The organism is Amycolatopsis sp. NPDC049688, assembly GCF_040674975.1.
Lineage (GTDB): Bacteria > Actinomycetota > Actinomycetes > Mycobacteriales > Pseudonocardiaceae > Amycolatopsis.
Genome location: NZ_JBFANY010000013.1, coordinates 1 through 22470 on the forward strand (window position 1 = coordinate 1; position 22470 = coordinate 22470).

At 72.5% G+C, this 22470-nt stretch carries 19 protein-coding genes; 7 read left to right on the forward strand and 12 right to left on the reverse strand.

Features of this window, described 5'->3' with window-relative positions; translation table 11 throughout:
* Nucleotides 1-190: 190 nt before the first annotated feature.
* On the reverse strand, nucleotides 191-1396 hold the full coding sequence (locus AB0J55_RS32410) for a glycosyl hydrolase family 8 (protein WP_364257729.1): 1206 nt from the start codon (nucleotides 1394-1396) through the stop codon (nucleotides 191-193).
* A gap of 155 nt (nucleotides 1397-1551) precedes the next feature.
* Between AB0J55_RS32410 and AB0J55_RS32415 the strand changes: the two genes are divergently transcribed.
* Nucleotides 1552-1947 carry a PPOX class F420-dependent oxidoreductase gene (locus tag AB0J55_RS32415; protein ID WP_364257092.1) on the forward strand — a complete coding sequence of 132 codons (396 nt, stop codon included), beginning with the start codon at nucleotides 1552-1554 and terminating at the stop codon, nucleotides 1945-1947.
* Nucleotides 1948-1993: 46 nt separating this feature from the next.
* Here the strand turns inward: AB0J55_RS32415 and AB0J55_RS32420 are convergent, their stop codons facing one another.
* The 3 genes from AB0J55_RS32420 to AB0J55_RS32430 all read right to left on the reverse strand — a co-directional run bounded on the left by AB0J55_RS32420 (nucleotide 1994) and on the right by AB0J55_RS32430 (nucleotide 4510).
* Entirely contained in the window at nucleotides 1994-2536 is a 543-nt protein-coding gene (locus AB0J55_RS32420; protein WP_364257095.1) for a TetR/AcrR family transcriptional regulator, read from the reverse strand.
* Nucleotides 2536-4080: a long-chain fatty acid--CoA ligase gene (locus tag AB0J55_RS32425; protein WP_364257097.1), complete on the reverse strand. Its 1545-nt coding sequence runs from the start codon at nucleotides 4078-4080 to the stop codon at nucleotides 2536-2538. The genes AB0J55_RS32420 and AB0J55_RS32425 overlap by 1 nt, the downstream gene beginning before the upstream one ends.
* Before the next feature lie 67 nt (nucleotides 4081-4147).
* On the reverse strand, nucleotides 4148-4510 hold the full coding sequence (locus AB0J55_RS32430) for a helix-turn-helix domain-containing protein (protein WP_364257100.1): 363 nt from the start codon (nucleotides 4508-4510) through the stop codon (nucleotides 4148-4150).
* Between the two features lie 93 nt (nucleotides 4511-4603).
* Here AB0J55_RS32430 and AB0J55_RS32435 point away from each other — a divergent pair, with 93 nt between their 5' ends.
* The 3 genes from AB0J55_RS32435 (at nucleotide 4604) to AB0J55_RS32445 (ending at nucleotide 6518) form a co-directional block, all read left to right on the forward strand.
* On the forward strand, nucleotides 4604-4990 hold the full coding sequence (locus AB0J55_RS32435; RefSeq protein WP_364257103.1) for a RidA family protein: 387 nt from the start codon (nucleotides 4604-4606) through the stop codon (nucleotides 4988-4990).
* 84 nt (nucleotides 4991-5074) lie between these two features.
* Nucleotides 5075-5683 (forward strand): TetR/AcrR family transcriptional regulator, encoded by a 609-nt coding sequence (locus tag AB0J55_RS32440; protein ID WP_364257106.1) that lies wholly within the window; start codon nucleotides 5075-5077, stop codon nucleotides 5681-5683.
* A gap of 73 nt (nucleotides 5684-5756) precedes the next feature.
* Complete coding sequence (locus AB0J55_RS32445) at nucleotides 5757-6518, forward strand: alpha/beta hydrolase (RefSeq protein ID WP_364257109.1); 762 nt, start codon at nucleotides 5757-5759, stop codon at nucleotides 6516-6518.
* A gap of 65 nt (nucleotides 6519-6583) precedes the next feature.
* Here the strand turns inward: AB0J55_RS32445 and AB0J55_RS32450 are convergent, their stop codons facing one another.
* From AB0J55_RS32450 to AB0J55_RS32460, 3 genes are all read right to left on the reverse strand, one after another.
* Nucleotides 6584-7786, reverse strand: coding sequence for a GTPase (locus AB0J55_RS32450; RefSeq protein ID WP_364257112.1), 1203 nt, complete (start codon nucleotides 7784-7786; stop codon nucleotides 6584-6586).
* Entirely contained in the window at nucleotides 7783-9564 is a 1782-nt protein-coding gene (locus AB0J55_RS32455; protein ID WP_364257115.1) for an isoniazid inducible protein IniA, read from the reverse strand. The genes AB0J55_RS32450 and AB0J55_RS32455 overlap by 4 nt, the downstream gene beginning before the upstream one ends.
* Before the next feature lie 101 nt (nucleotides 9565-9665).
* The gene (locus AB0J55_RS32460; RefSeq protein ID WP_364257118.1) at nucleotides 9666-10649 is read right to left on the reverse strand and encodes an IniB N-terminal domain-containing protein; all 984 of its coding nucleotides are present in this window, start codon (nucleotides 10647-10649) and stop codon (nucleotides 9666-9668) included.
* 305 nt (nucleotides 10650-10954) lie between these two features.
* Here AB0J55_RS32460 and AB0J55_RS32465 point away from each other — a divergent pair, with 305 nt between their 5' ends.
* Together AB0J55_RS32465 and AB0J55_RS32470 are read left to right on the forward strand one after the other, a co-directional pair.
* Nucleotides 10955-12064: a molecular chaperone DnaK gene (locus AB0J55_RS32465; protein WP_364257121.1), complete on the forward strand. Its 1110-nt coding sequence runs from the start codon at nucleotides 10955-10957 to the stop codon at nucleotides 12062-12064.
* A gap of 43 nt (nucleotides 12065-12107) precedes the next feature.
* Nucleotides 12108-14480 (forward strand): helix-turn-helix transcriptional regulator, encoded by a 2373-nt coding sequence (locus AB0J55_RS32470; protein WP_364257124.1) that lies wholly within the window; start codon nucleotides 12108-12110, stop codon nucleotides 14478-14480.
* Here AB0J55_RS32470 and AB0J55_RS32475 read toward each other — a convergent pair.
* The 5 genes from AB0J55_RS32475 to AB0J55_RS32495 form a co-directional block, all read right to left on the reverse strand.
* Nucleotides 14477-16678 (reverse strand): hypothetical protein, encoded by a 2202-nt coding sequence (locus AB0J55_RS32475; protein WP_364257127.1) that lies wholly within the window; start codon nucleotides 16676-16678, stop codon nucleotides 14477-14479. The genes AB0J55_RS32470 and AB0J55_RS32475 overlap by 4 nt on opposite strands.
* A gap of 76 nt (nucleotides 16679-16754) precedes the next feature.
* Nucleotides 16755-19388 (reverse strand): fibronectin type III domain-containing protein, encoded by a 2634-nt coding sequence (locus tag AB0J55_RS32480; protein WP_364257130.1) that lies wholly within the window; start codon nucleotides 19386-19388, stop codon nucleotides 16755-16757.
* A gap of 93 nt (nucleotides 19389-19481) precedes the next feature.
* Nucleotides 19482-20225, reverse strand: a complete 744-nt coding sequence (locus tag AB0J55_RS32485) for a ferredoxin reductase (RefSeq protein WP_364257133.1) — start codon at nucleotides 20223-20225, stop codon at nucleotides 19482-19484.
* On the reverse strand, nucleotides 20195-20794 hold the full coding sequence (locus AB0J55_RS32490) for a sulfite oxidase-like oxidoreductase (RefSeq protein ID WP_364257136.1): 600 nt from the start codon (nucleotides 20792-20794) through the stop codon (nucleotides 20195-20197). The genes AB0J55_RS32485 and AB0J55_RS32490 overlap by 31 nt, the downstream gene beginning before the upstream one ends.
* 28 nt (nucleotides 20795-20822) lie before the next feature.
* Nucleotides 20823-21431: a pentapeptide repeat-containing protein gene (locus AB0J55_RS32495; protein ID WP_364257138.1), complete on the reverse strand. Its 609-nt coding sequence runs from the start codon at nucleotides 21429-21431 to the stop codon at nucleotides 20823-20825.
* 45 nt (nucleotides 21432-21476) lie between these two features.
* Here AB0J55_RS32495 and AB0J55_RS32500 point away from each other — a divergent pair, with 45 nt between their 5' ends.
* On the forward strand, nucleotides 21477-22385 hold the full coding sequence (locus AB0J55_RS32500) for an ornithine cyclodeaminase family protein (RefSeq protein WP_364257141.1): 909 nt from the start codon (nucleotides 21477-21479) through the stop codon (nucleotides 22383-22385).
* The last annotated feature ends 85 nt before the right edge of the window (nucleotides 22386-22470 follow it).

Below are 22470 nucleotides of genomic sequence, written 5' to 3' on the forward strand. Positions count from 1 at the left end.
GACGACGGCGGCCTACCTCGAGGGCAGCCTGCTGGACGACGAGCAGATCGTGGCACTCGCGTTCGACGAAGTCGACTCCCCACCGGAGCCGACGTCGCCTTGACAAACCCGACCGCCGGCTGAAAATCCCACCGGAGGGGCGGGGGAGGTCGGACCCGCCCTACCGCGGCAGAGACAACGGACAACCCGCCTAAGCGGCCACGTAGTTCCCACTCAGAATCAGCAGAACCTGAATCGTGATCCCGGTCCCGTAGTAATCCGTCGCATCCGGAGACCAAGTCGAGACAGCCGTCCACAGCTTGTCCAGCCAAGCCTGACTACCCGAATCCGTCATCGCCGCCACCGCGAACGGAGCCGTGAAGCACGGATGCTGACCACTCTCCGTCTTCGAACCCGACAGCGAATAACCGCTTTGAATCTTCGCCGGGTCACCACCGGTGGCCGACTTGATCCACGTGTTCATCTTGCGAACCTGCCCCGCCGCCGCGCTCCCGGAAAACGAAATCGCGTCCGCGCCCAGCCGCCACGGGTCACGGCAGGCATTCCAGCTGTACTTTCCGTCGTACGGACCCTCGAGGAAGTTGGACGGCGCCGGCTTCGGCGTAGAGTTCGTGTTGACCACGAAATCCGGCAGCAGCCCGGTGTTCGGCGCGTACGACGACTGCAGCTGGCTCACCGCCGCCTCCGAACGAGCGCGGACCGAATCCCAGAAACTGTCACCGGTAGCCGCAGCGAACGCGCGCAGGTGGCCCGGCATCCAGTCCGACGAACGGGAGCTGTTCCGGTACTCGGCGTCGTTGCCCCAGTCGCCCAGCAGGGTGAACTTCGTGCTGCCGTTGACTTCGCTCTTCTTGATCGCGTTGATGATCCGGACAGCCTCGGCCTTGTAGTTGACCGCGCCCCCGCTGCCCCACTTCTTGTCCGCGATCAGCAGGCCGTAGGCGATTTCGAGGTCGCCGTCGGTCGCCGAATCGCTGCCGTTGACACTCTTGCAGCTCGAATCCTGCTCAGCCGCGTGCAGATCCTTGTTGTTGACCGACGGGTGCGCCTTGACGAACTTCAGGATCCCGTCGACGATCGACCGCGCCTGCGGGTCCTTCTCCGCCATCATCGCCGAGATCGTCATGCCGTACCCCTCGCCCTCGGCGACGAAGGAGTGGTCGGCGTCCTTCGACAGCACGGCGTAGGTGCCGGAGCCGCACTTGGTCGTCAGGAAGTTCTTCTTCCAGAAGTCGTAGTACTTCTGCAGCGCAGCATCCTGCGTGGCCTGCGAAACCGACGGCCGCAACGTTCCCGGCACGTACGGCGTGCCGGCCGCGGACGCGGCGGCGGGCACGCTCAGCAGCCCCGCGGCGAGCGCGGCCGAAACCACCACCGCCCGGACGACTCTCTTCATGGCTCCTCCGTAACGACATCGTTGGCTGCGGCGAAGGTGATCGAAGCGTGACAGAAGGTTCAAGACCAGGTCAAGAGGGTTAGGAAACTTTCCTTACTATTACCGTGAGTGGTCCCACACCGCCTCCCCCGCCCGGACGGACTAGCGTGAGGACCATGAACCTCGACGACCGCGGGCCGGACTTCCGCGCGTTCTGGACCGAGCGCCACCTGGCCACGCTGACCACGGTCCGCCCGGACGGCACCCCGCACGTCGTCGCGGTCGGTGTGACCGTCGACTTCGAGGCCGGCCTGGCCCGCGTGATCACCTTCGCGCCGTCGGTCAAGGCCCGGCTGGTGCGCGCCGCGGGCACGGAGGGCATCCCGGTGGCGGTCTGCCAGCTGGACGGCCCCCGCTGGTCCACTTTGGAGGGACGCGCGGTGCTGCGCGACGACCCGGAATCGGTGCGGGACGCCGAAAACCGGTACGCCGCCCGTTACCGGCAGCCCAAGCCGAACCCGCAGCGGGTCGTCATCGAGATCACCGTGACCCGGGTGCTCGGCAACGCTTGACCCGGGTCTCGTGAGTGAGAAACAGGGTTAGAACACTGTTTCTCACTCACGAGGCACGGGAGTGCACCAGCCGTGTGTACTCCCCCAGCAGCTCCGTCAGCTCGCCGTGCTCCCCCGCCGACGCCAGCTGCTGGTGCCCGACCAGCATCGCCATCCCGAGGGACGTCAACGTCCGGGCGAGCGCGCAGTCGCCGACGATGGCCTCGACCACGCGGCCGACCGTCCGCACCCGGGCGTCGTCGACGCGCTTCTGCACGGCTCGCACCGTTTCGTCATTGCGCGCCCACGCCCGGATGGCCGCTTCGGCCTCGTGGGGCAGGCCGAGGGTCAGGTCCATCAGCGCGGCGAAGTCCGCCGACGGGCCACCCGTGCCGAAGTTCCGCTCGCGCAGGATCCGCACCTGGCGGTTCTCCCAGTGGTCCAGCAGCTGCGCCACGAACCCCGGCCAGCCGCCGAAGTGGTGGTAGAACGAACCACTTGTCACCCCGAGGGCGCGGCACAGCGCGCCGACGGTCAGCTCGGTGAACCCGTGCTCGGCCAGCAGGTCCAGCGCGGCCCCGAAGTACGCCTGCCGCGTGACCGGCGGCATCAGACGTTCCGGTCCCGGTCCCGCCAGTAGGGTTCGCGCAGGGACCGCTTGAGGATCTTGCCGGTCGCGTTGCGCGGCAGCGCCTCCACGACGTCGACGCTGCGCGGGCACTTGTAGTGGGCCAGCCGCTCGCGGCAGAACTCGACGATCTTCTCGGCGTCGAGCTGGTCGCCGGCGACGACGGCCTTGACCTGCTCGCCCCACCGGTCGTCCGGGATGCCGATCACGGCCACCTCGGCGACGCCGGGGAACTCCGCCACCACGCGCTCGACCTCCGGCGAGTACACGTTCTCGCCGCCGGTGATGATCATGTCCTTGACGCGGTCCTCGAGGAACAGGAACCCGCCGTCGTCGAGGCGCCCGACGTCGCCGGTGCGGACCCAGCCGTCCACAATGGTCTCCGCGGTCGCCTCCGGCTTGCCCAGGTAGCCCGCCATCCGCTGCTCCGTGCGCACCCACACCTCACCGACCTCGGCGTCCTCCGCCGTGACCGGGTCGACGATCCGGATGTCCACTCCGGACAGTGCGGTGCCCGCGGAGGCCAGCCGCTCGGGGCGGGTGGTGTCCCGGTGCGCCTCGGGGTCGAGGGCGGTGACCGCGCCGGACAGCTCGGTCATGCCGTATACCTGCGCGAACTTGACGTCCGGCCAGGCGGCGAGCACCGTGCGCAGCAGCGGGAGCGGCATCGGCGAAGCGCCGTAGCACAGGTACTTGATGCGGGAGAACGCCTGCAGCGCGGCCTCGCCGGCCTGCGCGATCCCGGCCACGACGGCAGGCACCAAAAAGGCGTGCGTGATCCCGGCCTGCAGCGCTGCGAACAGCGACGCCGCGTCCGGCTCGCGCGTCAGGTACGACGGTTCGCCGTAGAGGAAACCGGAAACGGCGTAACAGCTGCCGCCGACGTGGAACAGCGGCATCGCCACCAGGTTGACGTCGCCCGGGCCGATCGGGAACGCGGTCCCGGCGGCCAGGCCGTGCGCGAGGACGCTGCGGTGGGTCAGCACCGCGCCCTTCGGGAACCCGGTGGTGCCGCTGGTGTACATGACCAGCACGCCGTCGTCGGTGTCGACAGCGGTCCCGGCGTGCGGTTCACCGGACGCCAGGAAGGACTCGTACTCGTCGGCGTCCCCGCCCACGACCACCACGCGTTCCAGCGCGGGCAGCCGGTCGCGGATCGCGTCGATCGCGGGCTGCAGTTCGGCGCCGACGAGGACGACTTTCGCGCCCGCGTCCGCCAGTACGTAGGCGAGTTCGTCACCGGAAAGCCGCCAGTTGACGACGGCGTTGGCAGCTCCGAGCCCGGCCGCGGCGAAGGTCGTCTCCAGACAGGCGGGGTGGTTCTTGTCGACGAACGCCACGCGGTCGCCGCGTGCGATCCCGGCGACGGCCAGGGCGCCGGACAGCCGCCGGACCCGCTCGTCGAACTCGGCCCAGGTCCACCTCCGGTCGCCGAAGATCAGCGCGGTGTCGGCCGGACGTTCCCGCGCCCAGTGCGCCAGGAGCTCGCCGAACAACCGGACCCGCGGGCGGACGTCTTCGGGCATGGGCGTTCCCCTTCGGGCCGGCGCTGGACCATAGACCGGTCTATGGTGCGGCTCACGCGACCAGGCGTCAACCGTCGAAGCGGTGCCGGGCGGCTTCGATGTCCTCGATGAACCGCTGGGTCCAGCCGCACATGCCGTCGACCGTCGCGCGCAGCCCCTGCCCGGGCTCGGTGAGGGTGTATTCGACGCGCGGTGGCACGGTCGGGTGCACCTCGCGCTCGACCAGGCCGTTGCGCTCCAGCATGCGCAGGTTCTGCGTCAGCATCTTGTGGCTGATGCCCGCGACCTCGTTCCGCAGCTCGCTGAACCGCAGCGTGCGCTCGCCGAGGGTCTCGATGATCAGGAGCGCCCACTTGTTGGCGACGTCCGAGAAGATCTCGCGCGCCAGGGAATCCGCGCGGGAGAGGTCCTTGTCCTGCTTGGTCACCATTTGGTTCCCCCGTCACCGAAAAGTGCCTTCTTCCGCATGGTCCAAGACTCTCCTACGGTTCCTGGGTAACCACAAGAGAGCACGGAGGTAAAGATGGCTGTCACCCTGCTGAACGCGCCCGAGCTGCCCGAGATCGACGTCTACCACCAGGTCGCCGTCGCCGAAGGGACGAAGCTCGTCTACGTCGCCGGGCAGGTCGCCTGGGAAACCGGCGGCGACCTGGCCGCGCAGGTCGAGCAGTGCTACGTCAACGTCGCCGCCGCCCTGGCCGCGGCCGGCGGGTCGTTCGACGACGTGGCGAAGCTGACCGCCTACGTCGTCGACTGGACACCGGACAAGATGCCGGCGCTGCTCGACGGCATCGCCCGCGGCAGCGCCAAGATCGGGACCACGGCGAAGCCGCCCGCCACGCTCATCGGCGTCGCGGCGCTGGACGTGCCGGAGCACGTGGTCGAGATCGAGGTGACCGCCGTTCTGTAGCCGCGTGCGGCGACCAGGCCGGGCGGCGGGAGGCCGCCGTGGCACACTTCGTCGACCACGATGCCAGTCAGGGGAGCACCACGCATGACCGATCGCCCGGCCCGGCGGACGCAGGAGCAACGACGCGCCGAGACCGAGCGGCGCGTGGTGGACGCGGCAATGGCGCTCATCGCGCGCAGCGGGTCCCGTGCCGTCACGCTCGCCGAGGTCGGGGAAGCCGCCGGCTACAGCCGCGGCATCGTCTACCACCACTTCGGCAGCCGGGAACGGCTGCTGGAAGCCGTGGTCGACGAAGCGCAGCGGTTCGACGTCCCCGCGTACCAGGGGAACGGCCTGGACCACCTGGTGCAGATCGTCGAGGCCTACCTGCGCAACGTCGTGCGGCGGACGCCGTCGGCGCGCGCGTTCCTGCAGCTGTGGGGCGAGGCGATCGCGGCCGACCCCCTGCTGGCCCCCCTGTTCGCCCGCCGGGACGCCGACTTCCGGCAGCTCCTGGCGAACGTGGTCCGCCAGGGCGTCGCCGACGGGTCCGTCCGGCCCGACGCGAACCCGGCCGCGGCCGCCGTGCTGGTCGTCGCCCTGGTCCGCGGGACCGGGCTGCAGCTCATCGCCCAGCCTCCGGTGCGCAACGTCCCTACCCTCATCCGCGAGGCGACGCGCTCGGTGCGCGCGGCCTTCGCCGTCACGCCGTAGTTTCCGGCAGTGGTCCCCGGCAGCGGCCGCTGCTACAGTTACTTGCATACATGCACGCAAGTTAGGAGCGACCATGCCTGTTCCCCTGGTACTCGTGCACGGCAATCCGGAGAGCAGCGGCGTGTGGGGCCCGCTGCTCGAGGTACTCGGCCGGGACGACGCGGTGTCGCTGTCCCCGCCCGGCTTCGGGGTGCCCGCGCCGGACGGCTTCTCCGCCACCGTCGAGGGCTACCGCGCTTGGCTCGCCGCGCGGCTGGAGCAGTTCCGGGAACCCGTCGACCTCGTCGGCCACGACTGGGGCGGCGCGCACGTCGCCCGGATCGCGATGACCCGCCCGGACCTGATCCGCAGCTGGGCCTCGGACGCACTCGGCCTCTTCGCCCCGGACTACGTCTGGCACGCGCGAGCCCAGGTGTGGCAGCAGGAGGGGGCAGGCGAAGCGTCGGTGAAGGAGATCTTCGGCGGCACGCTGGCGCAGCGGCTGGAGGTCGTCAATGGCCTCGGGATGACCGGCCCGGCCGCGGAACGCGTGGCCGCCGGGATGGACGACGGCATGGGCCGGGCGGTGCTCTCGCTCCTGCGATCGGCCGCCCAGCCGGTGATGGCCGACGCGGGCCGCGACCTGGCGAAGGCCCGGCAGCGGCCCGGCCTGGCCCTGATCGCCCTCGCGGACGCCGACCAGGCCAGCGGAACGCCGGCGCAGCACCGGTTCGCCGGCGAGGCCGCCGGCGCCGAAATCGCCGAACTCCCCGGCACGGGGCACTGGTGGCCGGTGACGGACCCGCACCCGGCGGCGCGCGCCCTGACCGCGTTCTGGTCCCGGTTGGACGGTTAAGCCTTCGAGCGGACGCGGGGAGAGTTCGTGGCCCCGCCTCGACCAGGCTCAGCCGGTATCCAGCGCTAAGCGAACAGCGAGAGCAGTCCCTCGGTCGACCGGACCACGACGTGCGCCGCCGCGCGTTCGGCGTGGGGGCGGTCCGGGCGTTCCGCCTCGTGCCGCCAGCGCCGCAGCGCGTCCAGCCCGGCCTCGTAGATCTCGTTCGGGTCCGCGTCCGGCTCCAGGTCGAGGCGGTCGGCCGGGGCCGTGCCCTGGGCACCCAGCAACCGGACCGCCTCCTCCGCCGGCTCGCCGGACAACGCCGTGCGGCCGCCGCGGATGTCGGCGATCAGGCGCAGCTCGCGGAAGTCGTGCGCGGCCGCGGCGAACCGCTCCACCCGGGACACCAGGCGGTCGCCGCCCGGGCGGGGGTGCGCGGCCAGCAGGGCCTCCAGGCGGATGATCGCCGTGCGGGCCTTCAACGCCTCGGACCGCGCGACGAAACACCCGGCGAGGGTGTCCCGCAGTTCGCCCAGACCGCTGCGGCGCACCAGTTCCGCGGACAGTTTCACGCGGTCGTCGCAGCCGGTGCGGATCAGCGTGAGGGCCAGCCGGACGCCGAACATCCCGAACCGGACCACCAGCGACCGCCGCGTCTCGACCGGGATCGGGCCCGGGAACGCCGGGTCGGTGAACGAATCCACCGACAGCACGTGCCGTTCCAGCTCCTCGCGCGGCACCGCGGCGAACGCCGCCAGCAGGTCGAACTCGTCGTCGCGCAACGAACGGCCGCCGTAGGCCAGCTGACCGGCGACCGCGATCACGCCGAGGAACCCCGTGCACAGCGGGTCTTCCCGCCACGCGCGCCGCGCCAGTTGCTTCGCCGTGAGCAACGCGTCGATCCGGCCCGCTCCGACCTCGTCGGCCCGCGACAGCACCAGCACCGAATTGACCGCGCTCTGCCGCGCGAACGCCGAACCGCCCGGCTGGTGCGCCGCCGCGAGCTCGTCCGGCTCGAGGTGGCGGACCAGCCGGACCGTCGCGTCCGGGACGTCGTCGGCCGGGCCGGGGTCGTCCAGCAGCACGAGGTCGCGCAGCGCCCGCGTCGGCCATTCGCCCAGTGCGGCGGCGAGCGTCGTCTTTCCGGACGACGGCGCTCCCGTGAACGCGACGCGCAGCGGCTGCTCCAGCCGGTTCAGGCAGTCGTGCAGCAGCGCCGACGCCCGCGGGTCGTCCCGGTAGAGCCCGGCCGCGGCGTGCAGCAGGTCGCGGACGTCCTGGGTCACGCCGAAAGCTCCCGCCGCTGCTGCCGGCCGGCGATCGTGCCGAGTTCGCCCGCGCGCTGGTGCAGCGCGGCCAGCCGGTCGATCTCGCGGCGGATGTGGACGGTCCGCCGCTCGCGCTCGGCGGTGCCGGCCAGGATCGTCTCGCGCTCGCGCGTCAGCTCGTCGGCGAGTTCCTCGGCCAGCCCGGTGAAGTGGTCGCGCAGGCGCCGCTGCACGACGCGGATCGCGTCGCGGGACTCCTTGCTGAACCGCAGGAAGACGTCGTCGACGTGCCGCTGCGCCGCCTGCTTGGCGACGGCCTGGCGCCGCTGCAGGCGCATCCCGCCCTCGTCCTTGATCGTCTTCGCGGCGAACGCGGCACCGGCGCCGAGCGACACGGGGTTGATCAAGGGCAGCCCGGCGAGGCTGGTGACCAGGCCGAACATCAGCACACCGCCGTAGGAGCCGCGCAGGCCGGTGAATGCCTGCTGGCCGACCTTGAACTTCTCGATCTTCGGCCGGCGGACGTCGTCCAGGCTGTCCACCCCGGACCCGTCGAGCCGCAGGTCGGGCAGCGCGAGGTCGTACTGGGCGCCGAAGCACGCCGCGACCGCCTGGGCGATCCACTCGGCCCGGTCGGCCAGCCACGTGTAGTTCGTGTCGACCGCCTCGGCCAGCGCGTTGTCCAGCCACGGCGCGAACTCGTCCCACACCTTCGCCGGGTCACCCTCGTCGAAGGTCCGGTCGATGGTGTTCACGATCTTGCGGGTCCGCTCGCGCAGGTCGTACTCGGCGTCGGACAGCAGGTCGGTGATCTCGTCGGACAGCAGGTTCTGCCACCGGGTGTTCTGCCGCCGCAGGTCGTCGGCGCGGCGCTGGGCCCGCTGCAGCAGCGCGGCCTGGCCGAGCCCGGCGTCCTGGCCCACGGCGTCGGCCCGGTCGCGCAGGGACTCCACCAGTTCGGTGGCGGCAGCACGCACCCCGACCGCGGCGAGCAGCGCGCGCGACTGCTCGGGCGGGCGTGCAGCCTGCTCGGCGATCCAGCCGAGCAGCTCCGGGAAACCCGAGCGGGCGTTGAGATCCGCGTCACCGGCCTTCGCGGCGGCTTGGCGCACCACGGCCGAAACCGGCAGCACGGGCGCGTCGATCCCCGCCTCGCCGAGCATCGCGCGGTCGCGTTCGGCGACCGCGCGCCAGCCCGGGCAGACGTCGATCTTGGTGAGCGCGAGCACGACGTGCGGGCACCAGGTGCGCACGTGCCGCGCCAGCGCGAGTTCCGCGGCGCTCAGCGGGGCGGTCGCGTCGGAGACGAGGATCACCGCGTCCGCTTCGGCGAGCACGTCGAGCGCGGCCGCGGTGCGCGGTGACCGCGGGTCACCGACCGGCGGGGTGTCGACCAGCACCAGGCCGGCCGAGAGGAGTTCGCGCGGCACACCGACCTCGACGCGGCTGAGCGTGCCGGCGGGCCGGGCGCCGAGCTCGCCGGTGAGCCGTTCGACCGCGACCGGGATCCGTTCGCGGGACCGGCCGACCAGCGTCGCGGCGGGTTCGGCGGCGTAGGCGATTTCCGTGGGCACGGCGGGGGTCGCGGCGTCGCCGACCGCGCACACCGGCGCGTTCAGCACGGCGTTGAGCAGATAACCCTTGCCCTGTTTGGGGAAGCCGAGCACGCCGAGCCGGGACTGCCCGGCCGGGGCGTCCCGGCGTCTGCGCAGGCGCTCGGCGAGATCGGCGCGGCCGTGCGTGCGGCACGCGTCCAGCGTCTCGTTGAGCACTTCGAGCCAAGCCGGTGCGGTCACGATGGTCGAGTGTCCCCGGTTCACTCCCCGTACGCACACCGGGTGCCCGTCCCGCGGCTGCACCCAGACCGCGGGACGGGCACCGGTGACCGGTTCGGGGATCAGTGCCCGATGTGGATGTCGTTGTGACCGAGGTCGCCGACGTGGATGTTGCCCAGCGCGTTGTGGCTGAGGTTGTCGGTGACACCCGACACCACGTCGTGCACCGCGTCGACACCGTTGTTGCTGGCGATGTCGCCGACCGAGTTGTGGTCGACACCGGCCGCACCGGTCACCGTGGTGACGGTGTTGTGGGTGATGTCGCCGATGCTGTGCTGGACCGTGTTCGTCAGCTCGCCGCCGACGTGCTTGAGGTCCAGGTCGCCGACGTTCTTCAGCGTGCCGGTGAAGTCGCCGACGTGGTTGGTCACGTCGGCCGCGCCGGTCACCGCGCCGGTGACGGCACCGGTCAGGTCGCCGACGTGAGCGGGCGCAGCGACGTGGCCGGTGACACCGGTCACGACCTGGTCGGCTTGGCCGACCACGTTGCCGCTCTCGACCGCGCCGGTCACGGCGCTCGCCAGGTTGCCCACGACACCCGCGTCGATGCTCTGCGCCAGGTCGTTGCCCAGGCCGAGGGACCCGGTGACGTCGCCGGCCAGCGCGGTCACGCCGGCGGCGGTGTTGGTGACGTCGGTCACGGTGGTGACGGTGTGCCCGAGGTCGCCGACGGCCGGGAGGCCGAGGCCGCCGACGCCCGGCAGCTCGCCGCCCAGGTCGCCCACGACCGGCAGGTCGGAGGTGGCCGGCAGGCCGAGGCCCGCGGTGAGGGCGGTGAGCTGGTCGATCGCGCCCTGGATGCCGGCGGCGTCGGTGCCGGTGTGGGTCAGGTCGCCGACGACGGGGAGGCCGCCCACGGCCGGGAGGCTGTCGACCGGCACGTAGTCGAGCACCAGCGGGATGACCTCGTGCACGTCGGCGGCGCTGACGTCACCGAGACCGGCGGCCGCGAGAACACCCTGCGGGTCCGTGCCGAAGGCCGCCAGCGCGGTCGGGTCGTTGAGCAGGTTGAGCGCGAAGTCGTGCAACGTCTGCACGGATTCCATGGGGTTTTCTCCTGGTCCGGTGGTTCGGGGGACGGCAGCGACCGCAGGGACCGCTGCTCCGTCATCAAGGTAGGGAGCCGATCCCCCAGCGCACATCGGGGATCACTCCGAGTTGCAGTCCGGTCAGCCGATAGGGGATCGATATGTCATCGTTAGGGAGTTAGGGGCTCATCCGAGACGCGCTCAGTTGGGTTAAATCCCTCCAGACCCTTGCCTGACTAACCCGTTTGGGTGAGGATGCCCCGAACCCTAGGGGGAATTTCGTGCCCCCGATCGGCCGCCACGACGTGAGGAGGAAAGCGCCGTTGCCCTACGTCCTCGGGATCGATGTGGCCCAGGGCCGGACCCACGCCGCGACCTGCCGCCGTCAGGGCCCCGGCTGGGGCGAGCCCGAACCCCTCTGGCTGGGCGAACGCTCCCCGGCCGCGGCGTCCGCGCTGTTCCTCGACGACGAGGGCTACCTGCTCACCGGGGACGCGGCCGCGCAGGCCGGCGCCCGGGTGCCGTCCCGGCTGCTCACCGGCTTCCACCGGCGGATCGGCGACGACGTCCCGATGCTCGTCGAAGGCGAGCCGTTCCCGCCCGAGACGCTCACCACGGTGCTCGTCGAAGGGATCGCCGAGCACGCCGCGAACCTGTTCGGCGGGCCCCCGCTCCACCTGGTGCTGACCCACCCCGGCGACTGGGGCGCCTACCGCCGTGACGTGCTGCGACGGGCACTGGCCGACTCCGGGTTCACCGCCGTCACGCTGGTCCCCGGCTCGGTCGCCGCGCTCGGCGCGCACGTGCCGGTCCCCGGTCCCGGTGCGCAGGTGGCCGGGGTGTGCGAGTTCGGCGCCGACGGCGTCAACGTCACCCTCGCGACGGCGACCGGCGCGAGCGGCTGGCAGCCCGGCGCGAGCGCCGAAGGAGTGGCCCCGGCGGCCGCGCTCAGCACGCTGTTCGCGCTCGCCGGCTCGGCGTCGGCGGTCCCCAAGAGCCTCGCCGGGGTGGTGTTCTGCGGAGACGTCCCGCCGCACGCGCTCCCCGCCCGGCCGCCGTGCCCGATGTTCGCGGGACCGGTTCCGCCGGCGACCGCCGCGCTGGGCGCGGCCGCCCTCGCGGCGCTGCGCGCCGACCACCGGGGGACCCCCCAGGAACCCCCGGCCGTCGAGACCACCCTGCTCCCCCAGGTGGACACGCTCGGTGAGCTCGGCGAGCGGCCGCCCCGGCCGCCGGTCGACATCACGCCGTTCGAACTGCCCGAGCGCACCGGCCCGCTGAACCTGTTCCGCCGGCGGCGTCCCCTCGCCGCCGCGATCCTGCTGCTCGCCGCGGCCGTCTCGGCGGTGGCGATCACCGTCACCGCCCGCGAAGCCACCGCCGGCCCCACCCCGGCCCCCAGCTCCCCGAGCCAAGGCGTCTCCCCGCCTTGAGCCTCCCCACCCCCGCCACTGCCCCCTCCGGTGAAGGTCACTGTTGAACACACTGCTCACGCAGGTCCCCCCGCCGCACACCGTCCCGGTGCACCCGGCGGCGCGGCGGCTGCTCGACCGCGTCGCCGCCGAGCCGGCCGCCCCGCTGCGGCTGGCCGTCGTCGCCCCCGGCGGGTACGGCAAGAGCGTGCTGCTCGCCGCGCTCGACCGCCGCTACCGCGAGGCCGGCGTCGACGCCGTGCTGGTCGACGACGCCGACCGGCTCGGCCCCGACCAGCTCGAGGAGCTGCTCGCCGGCGCGGACGGGCCGATCGTCGTCGCGCACCGGCCGGCCGCGGTGGCGCCCGGCTGGACGCTGCTGCAGCTCGGCCCGCTCGGCGTCGAAGACGTGGCGCAGCTGATGACCGCGGTGACGGGATCGCCCGCGGATCCGGCGGCCGCGGCCGAGCTGCACGCCCGCAGCGGCGGGGTGCCGCGGCTGGCCGAGCGCGCGCTGCGCGGGCGGCTGGAAGAGTTCCGGCCCGAGCTCGACGAGCTCGACGACGACGTCCTCCGCTACCTGATCGCGGCCGAAGCCGGGGCCGGGCGCAACCTCGACCTGCTGTGCGCGCTGCTCGACCGCGGCCCGGACGAGCTGCCCGCCATCGTCGAAGGCGCCCGCGCGACCGGCCTGCTCGCCCCCGACGACACGCTGCTGCCGCTGGCCGCAGCCGCCGTCCGCGACTTCGGGCCGCCCGCCCGCCGGCTGACCACCGTGCAGCGGCTCGTCGAACTGCAGCTGGCGAACGACCTCCCGGTGCTCGACCTGGCCCGGTCCCTGCTCGGCACCGGCAGCTCCGGCACGTCCGCGGCGGCCGCGTTCGCCGCGGCAGCCGGGGAAGCGCTGCCTTCCGACGCGCGCCTGGCGACGCGGTTGTTCGAAGCCGCCGCCGAAGCGGGCGACCGCTCCCCCGCCGTCACCGCGGGCTGGGCGCGGGCCGCCGCGCTGTCCGGCGACCTCGACACCGCGCTCCGGCTCGGCGACGGGATGCTCGGCGCGCCCGACGCGGAAACCCGGGCGGCCGGCGCGGAAATCGCCGCGACCGTGCTGGCGCACCGGGGCGAACTGGCCCGCAGCGCGGAGCTCTACCACTGGGCGGGCCGCGCCGACGCGTTTTCCGCGACGGCCCTGCTCGGCACGGGCGACCTCGAAGGCGCCCGGCGCCTCCTCGACTCCCCCACCCCCGGTGCGGCGCCGACGTTGTTCGCCGGCGCGGCGACCCGGATGGCCCGCGGCATCGTGGATTCGGTGTCCGCCTGCGCGACGGAGACGTTGTCCACGCTGCTGGGCGCGGCCGCGATGCTGGAGCCCGCGCTGGGCGGCACGCTGCTGCCGGACAGCCCGGCGGCGCTGGCCGCGCTCGTCGCCCTGCACACCGGGGAGCTGGCGCTGGCGGAGTCCGTGCTGACCCGGGCCCTCGACGGCCGGATCGGCGGCGATCTCCTGGCCGTGCGGCACCGGCTGCTGCTGGGCTGGGTCGCGATGACGGCCGGCGACCTGGCGACGGCCGCCGAACACCGTGACGCCGTCGCCGGTCTTGCCTTGGAAGCCCGGGACGAGCTGTTCTTCGCGACGCTGGAGCTCGGCCTGGCCCGGCGGGCCAGCGACCTCGTCGGGCTGCAGCGATCGTGGAACCGCGCGTACCAGGCGTCGATGCGGCAGCAGACGGACCTGTTTTCGCTGCTGCCGCTGGGCGAGCTGGCCATCGCGGCGGCCCGCACCGGCGCGTTCGCCAAGCTCTCCGGCCAGTTCGAACGGGCACACGGCCTGCTCGCCCGCCTCGGCGAGCCTCCACTGTGGACCGTCTCGCTGGTCTGGCACGAGCTGCACGCGGCGATCACGCTGGAGGACGCGGAGGCGGCCGAGGCACACCTGGCGACGTTGACCACGCACGCCCACTGCGGCCGCCACCCCCGCGCCCTGGCCACGGCGGCCCAGGGCTGGCTGGCGGTGCTGGGCGGCACGTTCGACCCGGACGCGATCTCCGCGGCGGCGGCCGAACTGCACGACCTGGGCCTGCGCTGGGACGCGGCCCGGCTGGCCGGCCAGGCGGCGATCCGCACGTCCGACCGCAAGGCCATGGTCCAGCTCCTGGAGGCGGCCCGCCAGTTCCAGGGCACGGCGGCCCGCCGCGACCCGGGCACCACCGAACCGGCGGGGGGCGCGGGCCTCGCGGCATTGAGCGAGCGCGAGCTGGAAGTGGCCCGGCTGGTCGTGGACGGGCTGACGTACAAGCAGGCGGGCAGCAAGCTGTTCATCTCGGGCAAGACGGTCGAGCACCACATGGCCCGCATCCGCGGGAAGCTCGGGGCGGCGGACCGGCGGGAACTGCTGGCGACGCTGCGGGAGCTGCTGTCCCGCCCGGACGCGCCCTAGTCGCGTTTGAGGGCGTTGGTCAGCCCGGCGACGACCGCGGTGGTCAGCACCCAGCCGGCCCCGGTCAGCACCCAGGACCAGACCTGCGCGGTGTCCTGGGGGAACCAGTTCTTCTTCTGGCCCAGGTCGACGATCGGCAGCATGACGTCCAGGGTGTACGCCGCCGGCTGGAACTCCGGAACGGTGGCGGACGCGGCCTTCATCTGGCCGGGGTAGGCCCCGGCGAAGACGGCGGTCCCGACGGCCACCAGCCCGGCCAGCCACAACCCGGCCAGCCAGGTGCGGTAGCCGTAGCCGACGGTCAGGTAGAGCAGCCAGTTCCACGCCTTGCCCAGCAGGTTGAGCGCCCGCCGCCGGCGCCACTGCTTGGCGATCCCGACCCGCCGGGCGGCTTGGGTGTGGCCGTCCCGGCGGTAGGCCGCGGCGAGCTGGTCGTAGAGGCCGGGCGCGTAGCCGCCTTGGTGGCGCGCCAGCCACTTCAGGCGGGCGCGGACGGTGACCGTGTCGTTTTCCAGGACGTCGTAGGTGAATCCGCGCAGGCGCATCGCGGTGGGCCAGCCGTCCTGGGCGTCGTGGAAGCGGGTCACCCGGGCGTTCGTCAGGTCGACGATGCCGACCGGAGGCCCTTGCGGCATCAGGACCAGCGCGTCCAGACGGGCACTTTCGAGGTGGAGCGCCGGGCCGCCGGGGTTGACCAAGGAAGCACCGGTGAAGCGGAGGCTGCCGCCGATCTGCGCGCTGTGCAGGTTCACCTCGCCCTCGGCCGTGAAGCCGTCGCGGCAGAACATGGTCCGGTCGACCATCAGGCTCTCGGCGAAGAGCGCGATCCCGCCGGGATTGCGCAGGATGGCGCGGTTGAAGTCGAGGCTGGCGCCGATGTGCGCACCCAGCAGGTTCACCTCGCCCACGGCCGTGAACCCGTTGCGGCAGAACATGGCGTGGTCGACGGTGAGTCTGTCGCCGTTGAGGGCGAACCCGCCGGGGTTGTGCAAGTGGGCGCCTTCGAAGTCGAGGGTGGCGCCGATGTGCGCACCCAGCAGGTTCACCTCGCCCTCGGCCGTGAACCCGTGGCGGCAGAACATCGCCCGGCCGACGGTGAGACTGTCGGCGTAGAGCGCGATCCCGCCGGAGTTGTGCACGCTGGCACCTTCGAAGGAGAGGCTGCCGGCGACGTTCGCCCCGAGCAGGTTCACCTCGCCCTGGGCCAGGAAACCGTCGCTGCAGTACATGTTCTGCTCGACGGCCAGGTTGGCGGCGTTGAGCGAGAACCGGTCGCCGGCGGTCAACACCGCGCCGCCGAATTCGAGATTGCCGCCGATGTGGGCGTCGATCAGCAACACCTCGCCCTGGGCGGTGAAGCCGTCGCGGCAGAACATCGCCCGGCCGACGGTGAGACTGTCGGCGTTGAGCGCAGGCCCACCCGGATTGGCCAGCGTGGCCCCGTCGAACTCCAGGCTGCCGCCGATCCGTGCGCCGAGGAAGTTCACCTGGCCGTCGGCGGTGAAACCGTTGCGGCAGTAAACGCTCTGGTCGGCCCGGAGGCTGTCGGCGTTGAGCGCGTACCCGCCCGGATCGGCCAGCGTGGCCCCGTCGAGTTCGAGGTTGCCGCCGACGCGGGCGCCCAGGAGGCGCACGCCGCCGTCGGCGGTGAAACCGTTGCGGCAGAACATGCCCTGGTCGACCCGGAGACTGTCGGCGTAGAGCGCGGCTCCGGCCGGGTTGGCCAGCGTGGCCCCGTCGAGGTCGAGGTGCCCGTCGACGCGGGCGCCGGACAGGCTGACCCCACCCTCCGGAGCGACCAGCCGTCCCAGCACGAGGGCGCCGCTGACGTGTAGCTCATCGGCAGTGATTCCGGGAACGTGGCAGCCCGGCAGGCGGACCGTCACGGCCTGCGCCTGCTCCAGCGTGACGGGCTCCTCGAAGGAACAGCCTTCCAGCACCAGCGGGCAGCGGAGGATGGCCGACTCGAGGTCGAGGCGGCCCGTCACGCGCACCCCGGCGAGGCGTACGGCGCGCGGCGGGGTTTGCGTTCCGGTCACCAGCCGGGCGATCAGCTCCGCGCGCACCGTCCGGGACTCCGGCCAGCCGGCACCCCCGGCCGGATCGTCGGCCGCCCGGTCTCCGGTGCGCAGGTCCACGAACGCGCCGCTCGCGGCGGCCTCGGTCAAGCGCTGTCCGAGGTCCTTGTCCTCCGCCAAACCCCCACCTCCGGCCGGCCCGGCCCGGCACCGGGCCCCCCGGAAGTGAGTCGATCGGGCGATACGGCCCGTTACGCTACGGCGTCGTGGTGGCGGTGAAGGTGGCCGCCGGGCCGGTGCCCGTTGCCGTCACCGCCGCGACCGTGAACGTGTACGCCGTCGCCGGGTGCAGGCCGTCGACCACTCGCGTCATGCCCTTGACCGTCGGCTGGGTCACCAGTGCGTCGCGGCCCTCCACCGCGATCGTGCGGCCGTCCGACACCGTGATCACGTAGCCGAGCACCGGGGTGGCGCCCGCCGCGGCCGGCGGGTTCCAGCGGATCGACGCCGCCGTGGCGCTCGGCAACGCCCGGGCGCTCGTCGGGACGTCCGGCAGCGCGCCGGTGCTCGGGCCAGGCGTCACCGGAGCGGCCGGCAGCGACGGCTCGCTCGTGCCGAACGCATTGCGCGCCGCGACCGTCACCGTGTACGCCGTCCCGTCCGTCAGCCCGGGCACTTCGGCGTACGCGCGCTTCGCGAAGTCGGCCGCGGACACCGTCGCCCGGTACGTGCGCCCGCCGCCCGACGCCGTGACGACGTAGTCCGTGACCGGCGCGTTGTTGAAGGCGAACGTCGGGTTCCAGGTCGCGTACAGCTTCCCCGAGACGGCGAACGTGCCGACCCGCGACGGCGCCTCGGCCGGCGCCCGCCCGCCGACCTGCCGGGTGAGCAGCTTGCGGTAGGCCGGTTCGAGGCCCGCGTTCGCGACGATCGCGGGCGGCGCGTCGGCCGGGTGCGCCAGGAGCACGTTGCCGCGGGTGATCGCGCCCTTGTCGGTCTTGTCGCGGTCGCCCTGCTCCCAGTAGTTGCCCTCGATCAGCGTCGGGTCGTTGTTGCCCAGGTCGTCGCGGTAGTCGACGTGCACCGTGCCGACGTTGAAGTACGCCGTGCCGTACAGCACGTTGCCGCGGATCGTCTCGTAGGTGTTGCCGTTGTCGGTGTAGACGCCCTTGCCGAGCCCCCACTGGCCGTGGATCACGTTGCCGGTGACCTTTTCGCCGTCGTCGAGGGAGGTGCCGGTGATGCCCTGGGTGTAGATGCCGCCACCGTCGTCGAGCATCAGCATGTAGTCGAAGATCAGGTTGTCCGAAACGACGTTGTCGTGCGAGAGGTTCGGCGTCGCCGGGCGCTTGATCTTGTCCGGCCAGCCGCCCCAGCCGACCGACACCGCCGAGTAGCCGACGTGGTCGATCTGGTTGTGGGAGATGGTGTTCCGCACGCTGTAGCCGTTGACGACCGGCACGCCGCCGTGGAATTCGCGCGGCAGGCCGTAGAGGTGGTTGTCGGTGACCTGGACGTCCCGCACCACGTCGGCGTCGGTGTCCGTCACCGGCTTGTCCACGCCGCCGATCTGCACGCCGTTGCCGGAGATGTCGGTGAAGACGTCCCCGCGCACCTGCGATTCCTTGGTGCCGTCGATCAGGTCGAGCCCGGCGCCGCCGAGGTGGGCGAAGACGCTGTCGGCGAATTCGATGCGCTGCCCGTGGGAGACGGCGACGTTGGCGGGCTCCCGCGTCCACGAGGCGTACGGGCACGTGCCGCCGGGGACGAACTGGCACAGGCCCTGGACGGCCCAGCCGTTGGCGCCGGTGATCGTGTAGCCGGCCTGGATTTCCGAGAACCCTTCGGGCGACGACGGAGTCAGCCAGGTGGCATACGAGTAGCGCAGCCCGCGGAAGGCCACGTCGTGGATCGGCGCGGCGGCCGTGCCCTTCGCGTCGAGCAGCTTTTCCAGCACCGGCATCTCGACGTCCGCGCGGCGCAGGTCCTGGCCGGCCTTCGGCAGGTAGTAGACCACGTGCGCGGACCGGTCGAGGTACCACTCGCCGGGGGTGTCGAGCAGCTCGAAGGCGTTCTCGGCGTAGGTCGGGTGCCGCCCGTTCGTGAGGTCGGCCGGGCCGACCATGTTGACGCTGCGGCCGGGGATGTCCGGGAACAGCACGCGTTTCGTCGAGTTGTCCCAGCACGGCTGGGCCATGGTGAGCGTCGTGCCCTCGGCCGCGGCGAGCGGGCAGCGCGGCTCGGTCCACTGGCCGAGGCCGTCACGCTGGATGTTCCACAGCGCCTCGCCGGCGGTGTAGACGAACTCGACGTCCTTCGGGTTGCGCCAGTGGGCAAGCGTGTCCGCGCTCGCGGTGTAGCCGGTGGCGGTGGCCTTGACGGTCACCGGCAGCGGGCCGCGGGCGCGTTGCTCCCGGACGCCGTCGACGTACAGCTGCCGGGTGTTGTCCAGCCCGGCCGGCGCGGGCGCGGCGAACAGGCCCGGCCGGCCCGGGACCGGCCGCCAGCCGGTGACCCGCACGCCGCCGTTCAGCTCGGTGTCGCCGCTGCCCTGCCAGATGACGCGGTGGCCGTTGCCACCGGAGTCCCGCGCGTCCAGCCGCAGCGGCGCGGCGAGCCGGAAGACGCCGGGCGCGAGGTGCACGGTCAGGTCCCGCGTCAGGTGCGGCGCCCGTTGCCGCACGAGGTCGCGGGCCCGGTCGAGGGTCCGGACCGGGTGTCCCGCGGTGCCGGACGCGTGATCGGACCCCTCCGGCGAAACGTAGACGTCCCGGCTCGCGGCGTCCGGATCGGCCGCGGCCACCGGACCGGTCGTGGCGAGCAGCGCGCCCGCCCCCAGGAAAGCGGCCATCGCGGTGCGGCGCCGCGTCGAGCCCCACTTGGTCAGCATGGGGGAAACATAGGATCTCTCGACGGCGATGTCGACAATTTCCCGCTCACCGGGGCAGAAGGTCACCTATTCATCGGATGCCTGCGCGGCCATTCAGTCGCGGCTGGGCCCGAACCGCTCGGTCCGGATCCGGTGCGGGTCGTGGCCGAGGGCGACCAGGATGTCCGCGACCGTCTCCACGAAGCCGGTCGGGCCGCAGACGAAGCACGACGCGCCGAACTCGGCGGGCCAGCCCGCGGTGTTCAGCGTTGCGACGTCGATGCGCTTGGGCAGGCCCGGACGGCCTTCGGGCAGCTCACGCGTGTAGACGTAGGTGACGTCCAACCCGGCGACGGGCGTCCGCAGCTCGTCGGCGTAGTACAGCTCGGCCGGGGTGCGCAGCGAGTAGATCAGCTTGAACGGCGTCCGCACGCCCGCGGCCCGCCGGGCGCGGATCATCGCCATCAGCGGCACGATCCCCGAGCCACCCGCGACGAGCAGCACCGGCGCGGGGTCGGTCGGCCGCCAGGCGAACCAGCCGCCGATCGGGCCCCGGATTTCGACGGGATCACCGACCGCGTACGGGCCGGTGAGGTGCTCGGACACCTCCCCGTCGGCGACGCGCTGCACCGTCAGCTCCACCCGGTCGCCGTCGGCCGGCGCGGCGAGCGAGTAGCTGCGCTGCGCCCGGTAGCCGTCCGCGGCGGTGAGCCGGACGTCGACGTGCTGTCCCGCGAGGTGCCCGGGCCAGCCGGGCAGGTCGAAGACGAGCGTGCGCGCCGTCGGCGTCTCGTCGCGGAAGCCGGCCAGGCGGGCGACCCGCCAGGCTAGTCGCCCTGATACCGCTGTTCGCGCCATGGATCCCCGTAGTCGTGGTAGCCGGCGTTCTCCCAGAAGCCCGGCTCGTCCCGGGTCTTCAGTTCCAGTCCGCGCACCCATTTGGCGGACTTCCAGAAGTACAGGTGCGGCACGAGCAGCCGCGCCGGGCCGCCGTGCTCGGGGGTCAGCGGCTTGCCGCCGTACTCGTAGGCGATCCAGGCCTGGCCGTCGAGCAGGTCGGCCAGCGGCAGGTTCGTCGTGTAGCCGCCGTAGGAGTGCACCATGACGTAGTCGGCCTCGGTGCCGAGGCCGCCGACCAGCGTGTCGACCGGGACGCCGCGCCACCGGGTGTCCAGTTTGGACCACTGGGTGACGCAGTGGATGTCCACTGTGGGCTTTTCGCTGGGCAGGGCCATCAGCTCGGCCCAGTTCCAGGTGTGCTTCTCCCCCGCCTCGGTGGTGACGGTGAATTCCCACGTTTCGGTGCGCACGCGCGGGGTCGGGCCCGCGGACAGCACGGGGAAGTCCTCGGCCAGGTACTGCCCGGGCGGCAGCCGCGGGTTGCCGCTGCGAGCCCGGCCGTGGAAACCCGGTGTCACGACACCCATGCGGACCTCCTGCCTCGTCGCGCCGAGCCTACGCCCGCACCTGCAGCCCCAGCGACGTGACGAGCACCGCAGCCTGTTCGGGTGACACGACGGCCGCGGCCAGCTCGGCGTTCAGCGGGTCGAGGGCCGAGAGGTCGCTCCCCCGCAGGTCGGCCCGGCCGAGTTTGACGGCGTGCAGCATCGCCCCGGACAGGTCGACGTCGGCGAACACGGCGCCGGCGCAGTCCGCCCCGGTGAGGTCGGCCTCCCGCATCCGCACCCCCTGGAAGGTGACGGCCCGCAGGTCGGCCCCGCCCAGCCCGGCGAAGGACCAGTCCCCACCGGTGACCCGCAACGGCCGCAGCTCGCACTCGGCGAAGGAGGAGCCGACGAGCTTGCACCCGGTGAATTCGGCGTCGAAGAAGTTGCACCGCTTGAAGGTGCACCCGGTGAACGCCGAGTCCACGTGCCGCGACGCGTTGAAGCGCACGTTCCCGAACACGCAGTCGGTGAAGACCGAGTTCCGGGTGACCGCCTCCGAGAAGTCGGTCTCGTGGAACTCGCACCGCAGGTAGTGCCGTCCGGCGATCTCCTCCCCGTACCAGTCGTCGCGGACGAACCGCTGCTCCTCGACGGGATCTTGCGTGGCCTCCGGCATGCCGCCAGGCTAACGGCAGATCCGGCGGCCGGAGGGAGCCCGCGCATGCTCGACGCCGACGACGTCCGCAGGGCTGTCCCGATGACGGCCGCCGTGGAAGCGGTCCGCGAGGCGTTCCGCGAACTGGCGGCCGGCCGGTTCGAGGTACCGCAACGCTTGTCGTTCGCCGGCTCCACGACCCTCGTGATGACCGCCTGCCACACCCCCTCGTCGACGACCGTGGTGAAGACCCTCAACCTGGCCCCGGGCCGCACGCCCATGATTTTGGGCACGCTGGTGTGGAACACGGCCGCCGGCCAGGTGGTCGCGGACGCGGTCGAGGTCACCGCCCTGCGCACGGGCGCGGTGTCCGGCGTCGCCACGGACCTGCTGGCCCCGCCCTCGGCGAGCCGGCTGGCCCTCCTGGGAACGGGCGCCCAGGCGGCCGACCAGGTCCGCGCGGTGGCCGCGGTCCGCCCGCTGCGCCACGTGTCGGTGTTCGGCCGCAGTTCCGTGCGGGCGCAGGGGTTGGCGGACCGGTTGAGCGCCGAGTTCCCGGAGGTGACGGTGCGGCTGGCCCGTCACGCCTCGGCCGCGGTGGCCGACGTGGACGTCGTCTGCTGCGCTACTTCATCGGACACTCCTCTCTTCGGTGTCGACGACTTGCCGGAACGGGTTCATGTCAACGCGATCGGGTCGTACCTGCCTTCCATGCGCGAGTTGCCGCCCGAGTTGCTGGCGACGGCCGGGTGTGTGGTGGTGGATCAGGTCGGTGCCGTTCTGGAGGAGGCCGGTGAGGTGATCCATGCCGTCGACGCCGGGCTTCTCGACCCGGGGAAGCTGATCGAGCTGGGGACGGCGTTGCGGCGGCCGCCGGTGGTCGGCGGGAGGACGGTGTTCAAGTCCGTGGGGCTCGCGGTGCAGGACTGGGCTATTGCGCGGCTGCTCGGTGAGGCGACGGGAATGCGGCCTTAGGCTCGGTCGGCGGGGGCCTCGCCGCTGATCCGCGCCGGGGGAGCGTTGGCAGGGCCGCGGTGGTCGATTCCCCGCTGGGTTCGAC

Excerpts from the sequence above, each read along its gene's own strand:
- AB0J55_RS32410 (WP_364257729.1), bottom strand. The coding sequence starts at position 1,396 with ATGAAGAGAGTCGTCCGGGCGGTGGTGGTTTCGGCCGCGCTCGCCGCG.
- AB0J55_RS32415 (WP_364257092.1), top strand. The coding sequence starts at position 1,552 with ATGAACCTCGACGACCGCGGGCCGGACTTCCGCGCGTTCTGGACCGAG.
- AB0J55_RS32420 (WP_364257095.1), bottom strand. The coding sequence starts at position 2,536 with ATGCCGCCGGTCACGCGGCAGGCGTACTTCGGGGCCGCGCTGGACCTG.
- AB0J55_RS32425 (WP_364257097.1), bottom strand. The coding sequence starts at position 4,080 with ATGCCCGAAGACGTCCGCCCGCGGGTCCGGTTGTTCGGCGAGCTCCTG.
- AB0J55_RS32430 (WP_364257100.1), bottom strand. The coding sequence starts at position 4,510 with ATGGTGACCAAGCAGGACAAGGACCTCTCCCGCGCGGATTCCCTGGCG.
- AB0J55_RS32435 (WP_364257103.1), top strand. The coding sequence starts at position 4,604 with ATGGCTGTCACCCTGCTGAACGCGCCCGAGCTGCCCGAGATCGACGTC.
- AB0J55_RS32440 (WP_364257106.1), top strand. The coding sequence starts at position 5,075 with ATGACCGATCGCCCGGCCCGGCGGACGCAGGAGCAACGACGCGCCGAG.
- AB0J55_RS32445 (WP_364257109.1), top strand. The coding sequence starts at position 5,757 with ATGCCTGTTCCCCTGGTACTCGTGCACGGCAATCCGGAGAGCAGCGGC.
- AB0J55_RS32460 (WP_364257118.1), bottom strand. The coding sequence starts at position 10,649 with ATGGAATCCGTGCAGACGTTGCACGACTTCGCGCTCAACCTGCTCAAC.
- AB0J55_RS32480 (WP_364257130.1), bottom strand. The coding sequence starts at position 19,388 with ATGCTGACCAAGTGGGGCTCGACGCGGCGCCGCACCGCGATGGCCGCT.
- AB0J55_RS32485 (WP_364257133.1), bottom strand. The coding sequence starts at position 20,225 with ATGGCGCGAACAGCGGTATCAGGGCGACTAGCCTGGCGGGTCGCCCGC.
- AB0J55_RS32490 (WP_364257136.1), bottom strand. The coding sequence starts at position 20,794 with ATGGGTGTCGTGACACCGGGTTTCCACGGCCGGGCTCGCAGCGGCAAC.
- AB0J55_RS32495 (WP_364257138.1), bottom strand. The coding sequence starts at position 21,431 with ATGCCGGAGGCCACGCAAGATCCCGTCGAGGAGCAGCGGTTCGTCCGC.
- AB0J55_RS32500 (WP_364257141.1), top strand. The coding sequence starts at position 21,477 with ATGCTCGACGCCGACGACGTCCGCAGGGCTGTCCCGATGACGGCCGCC.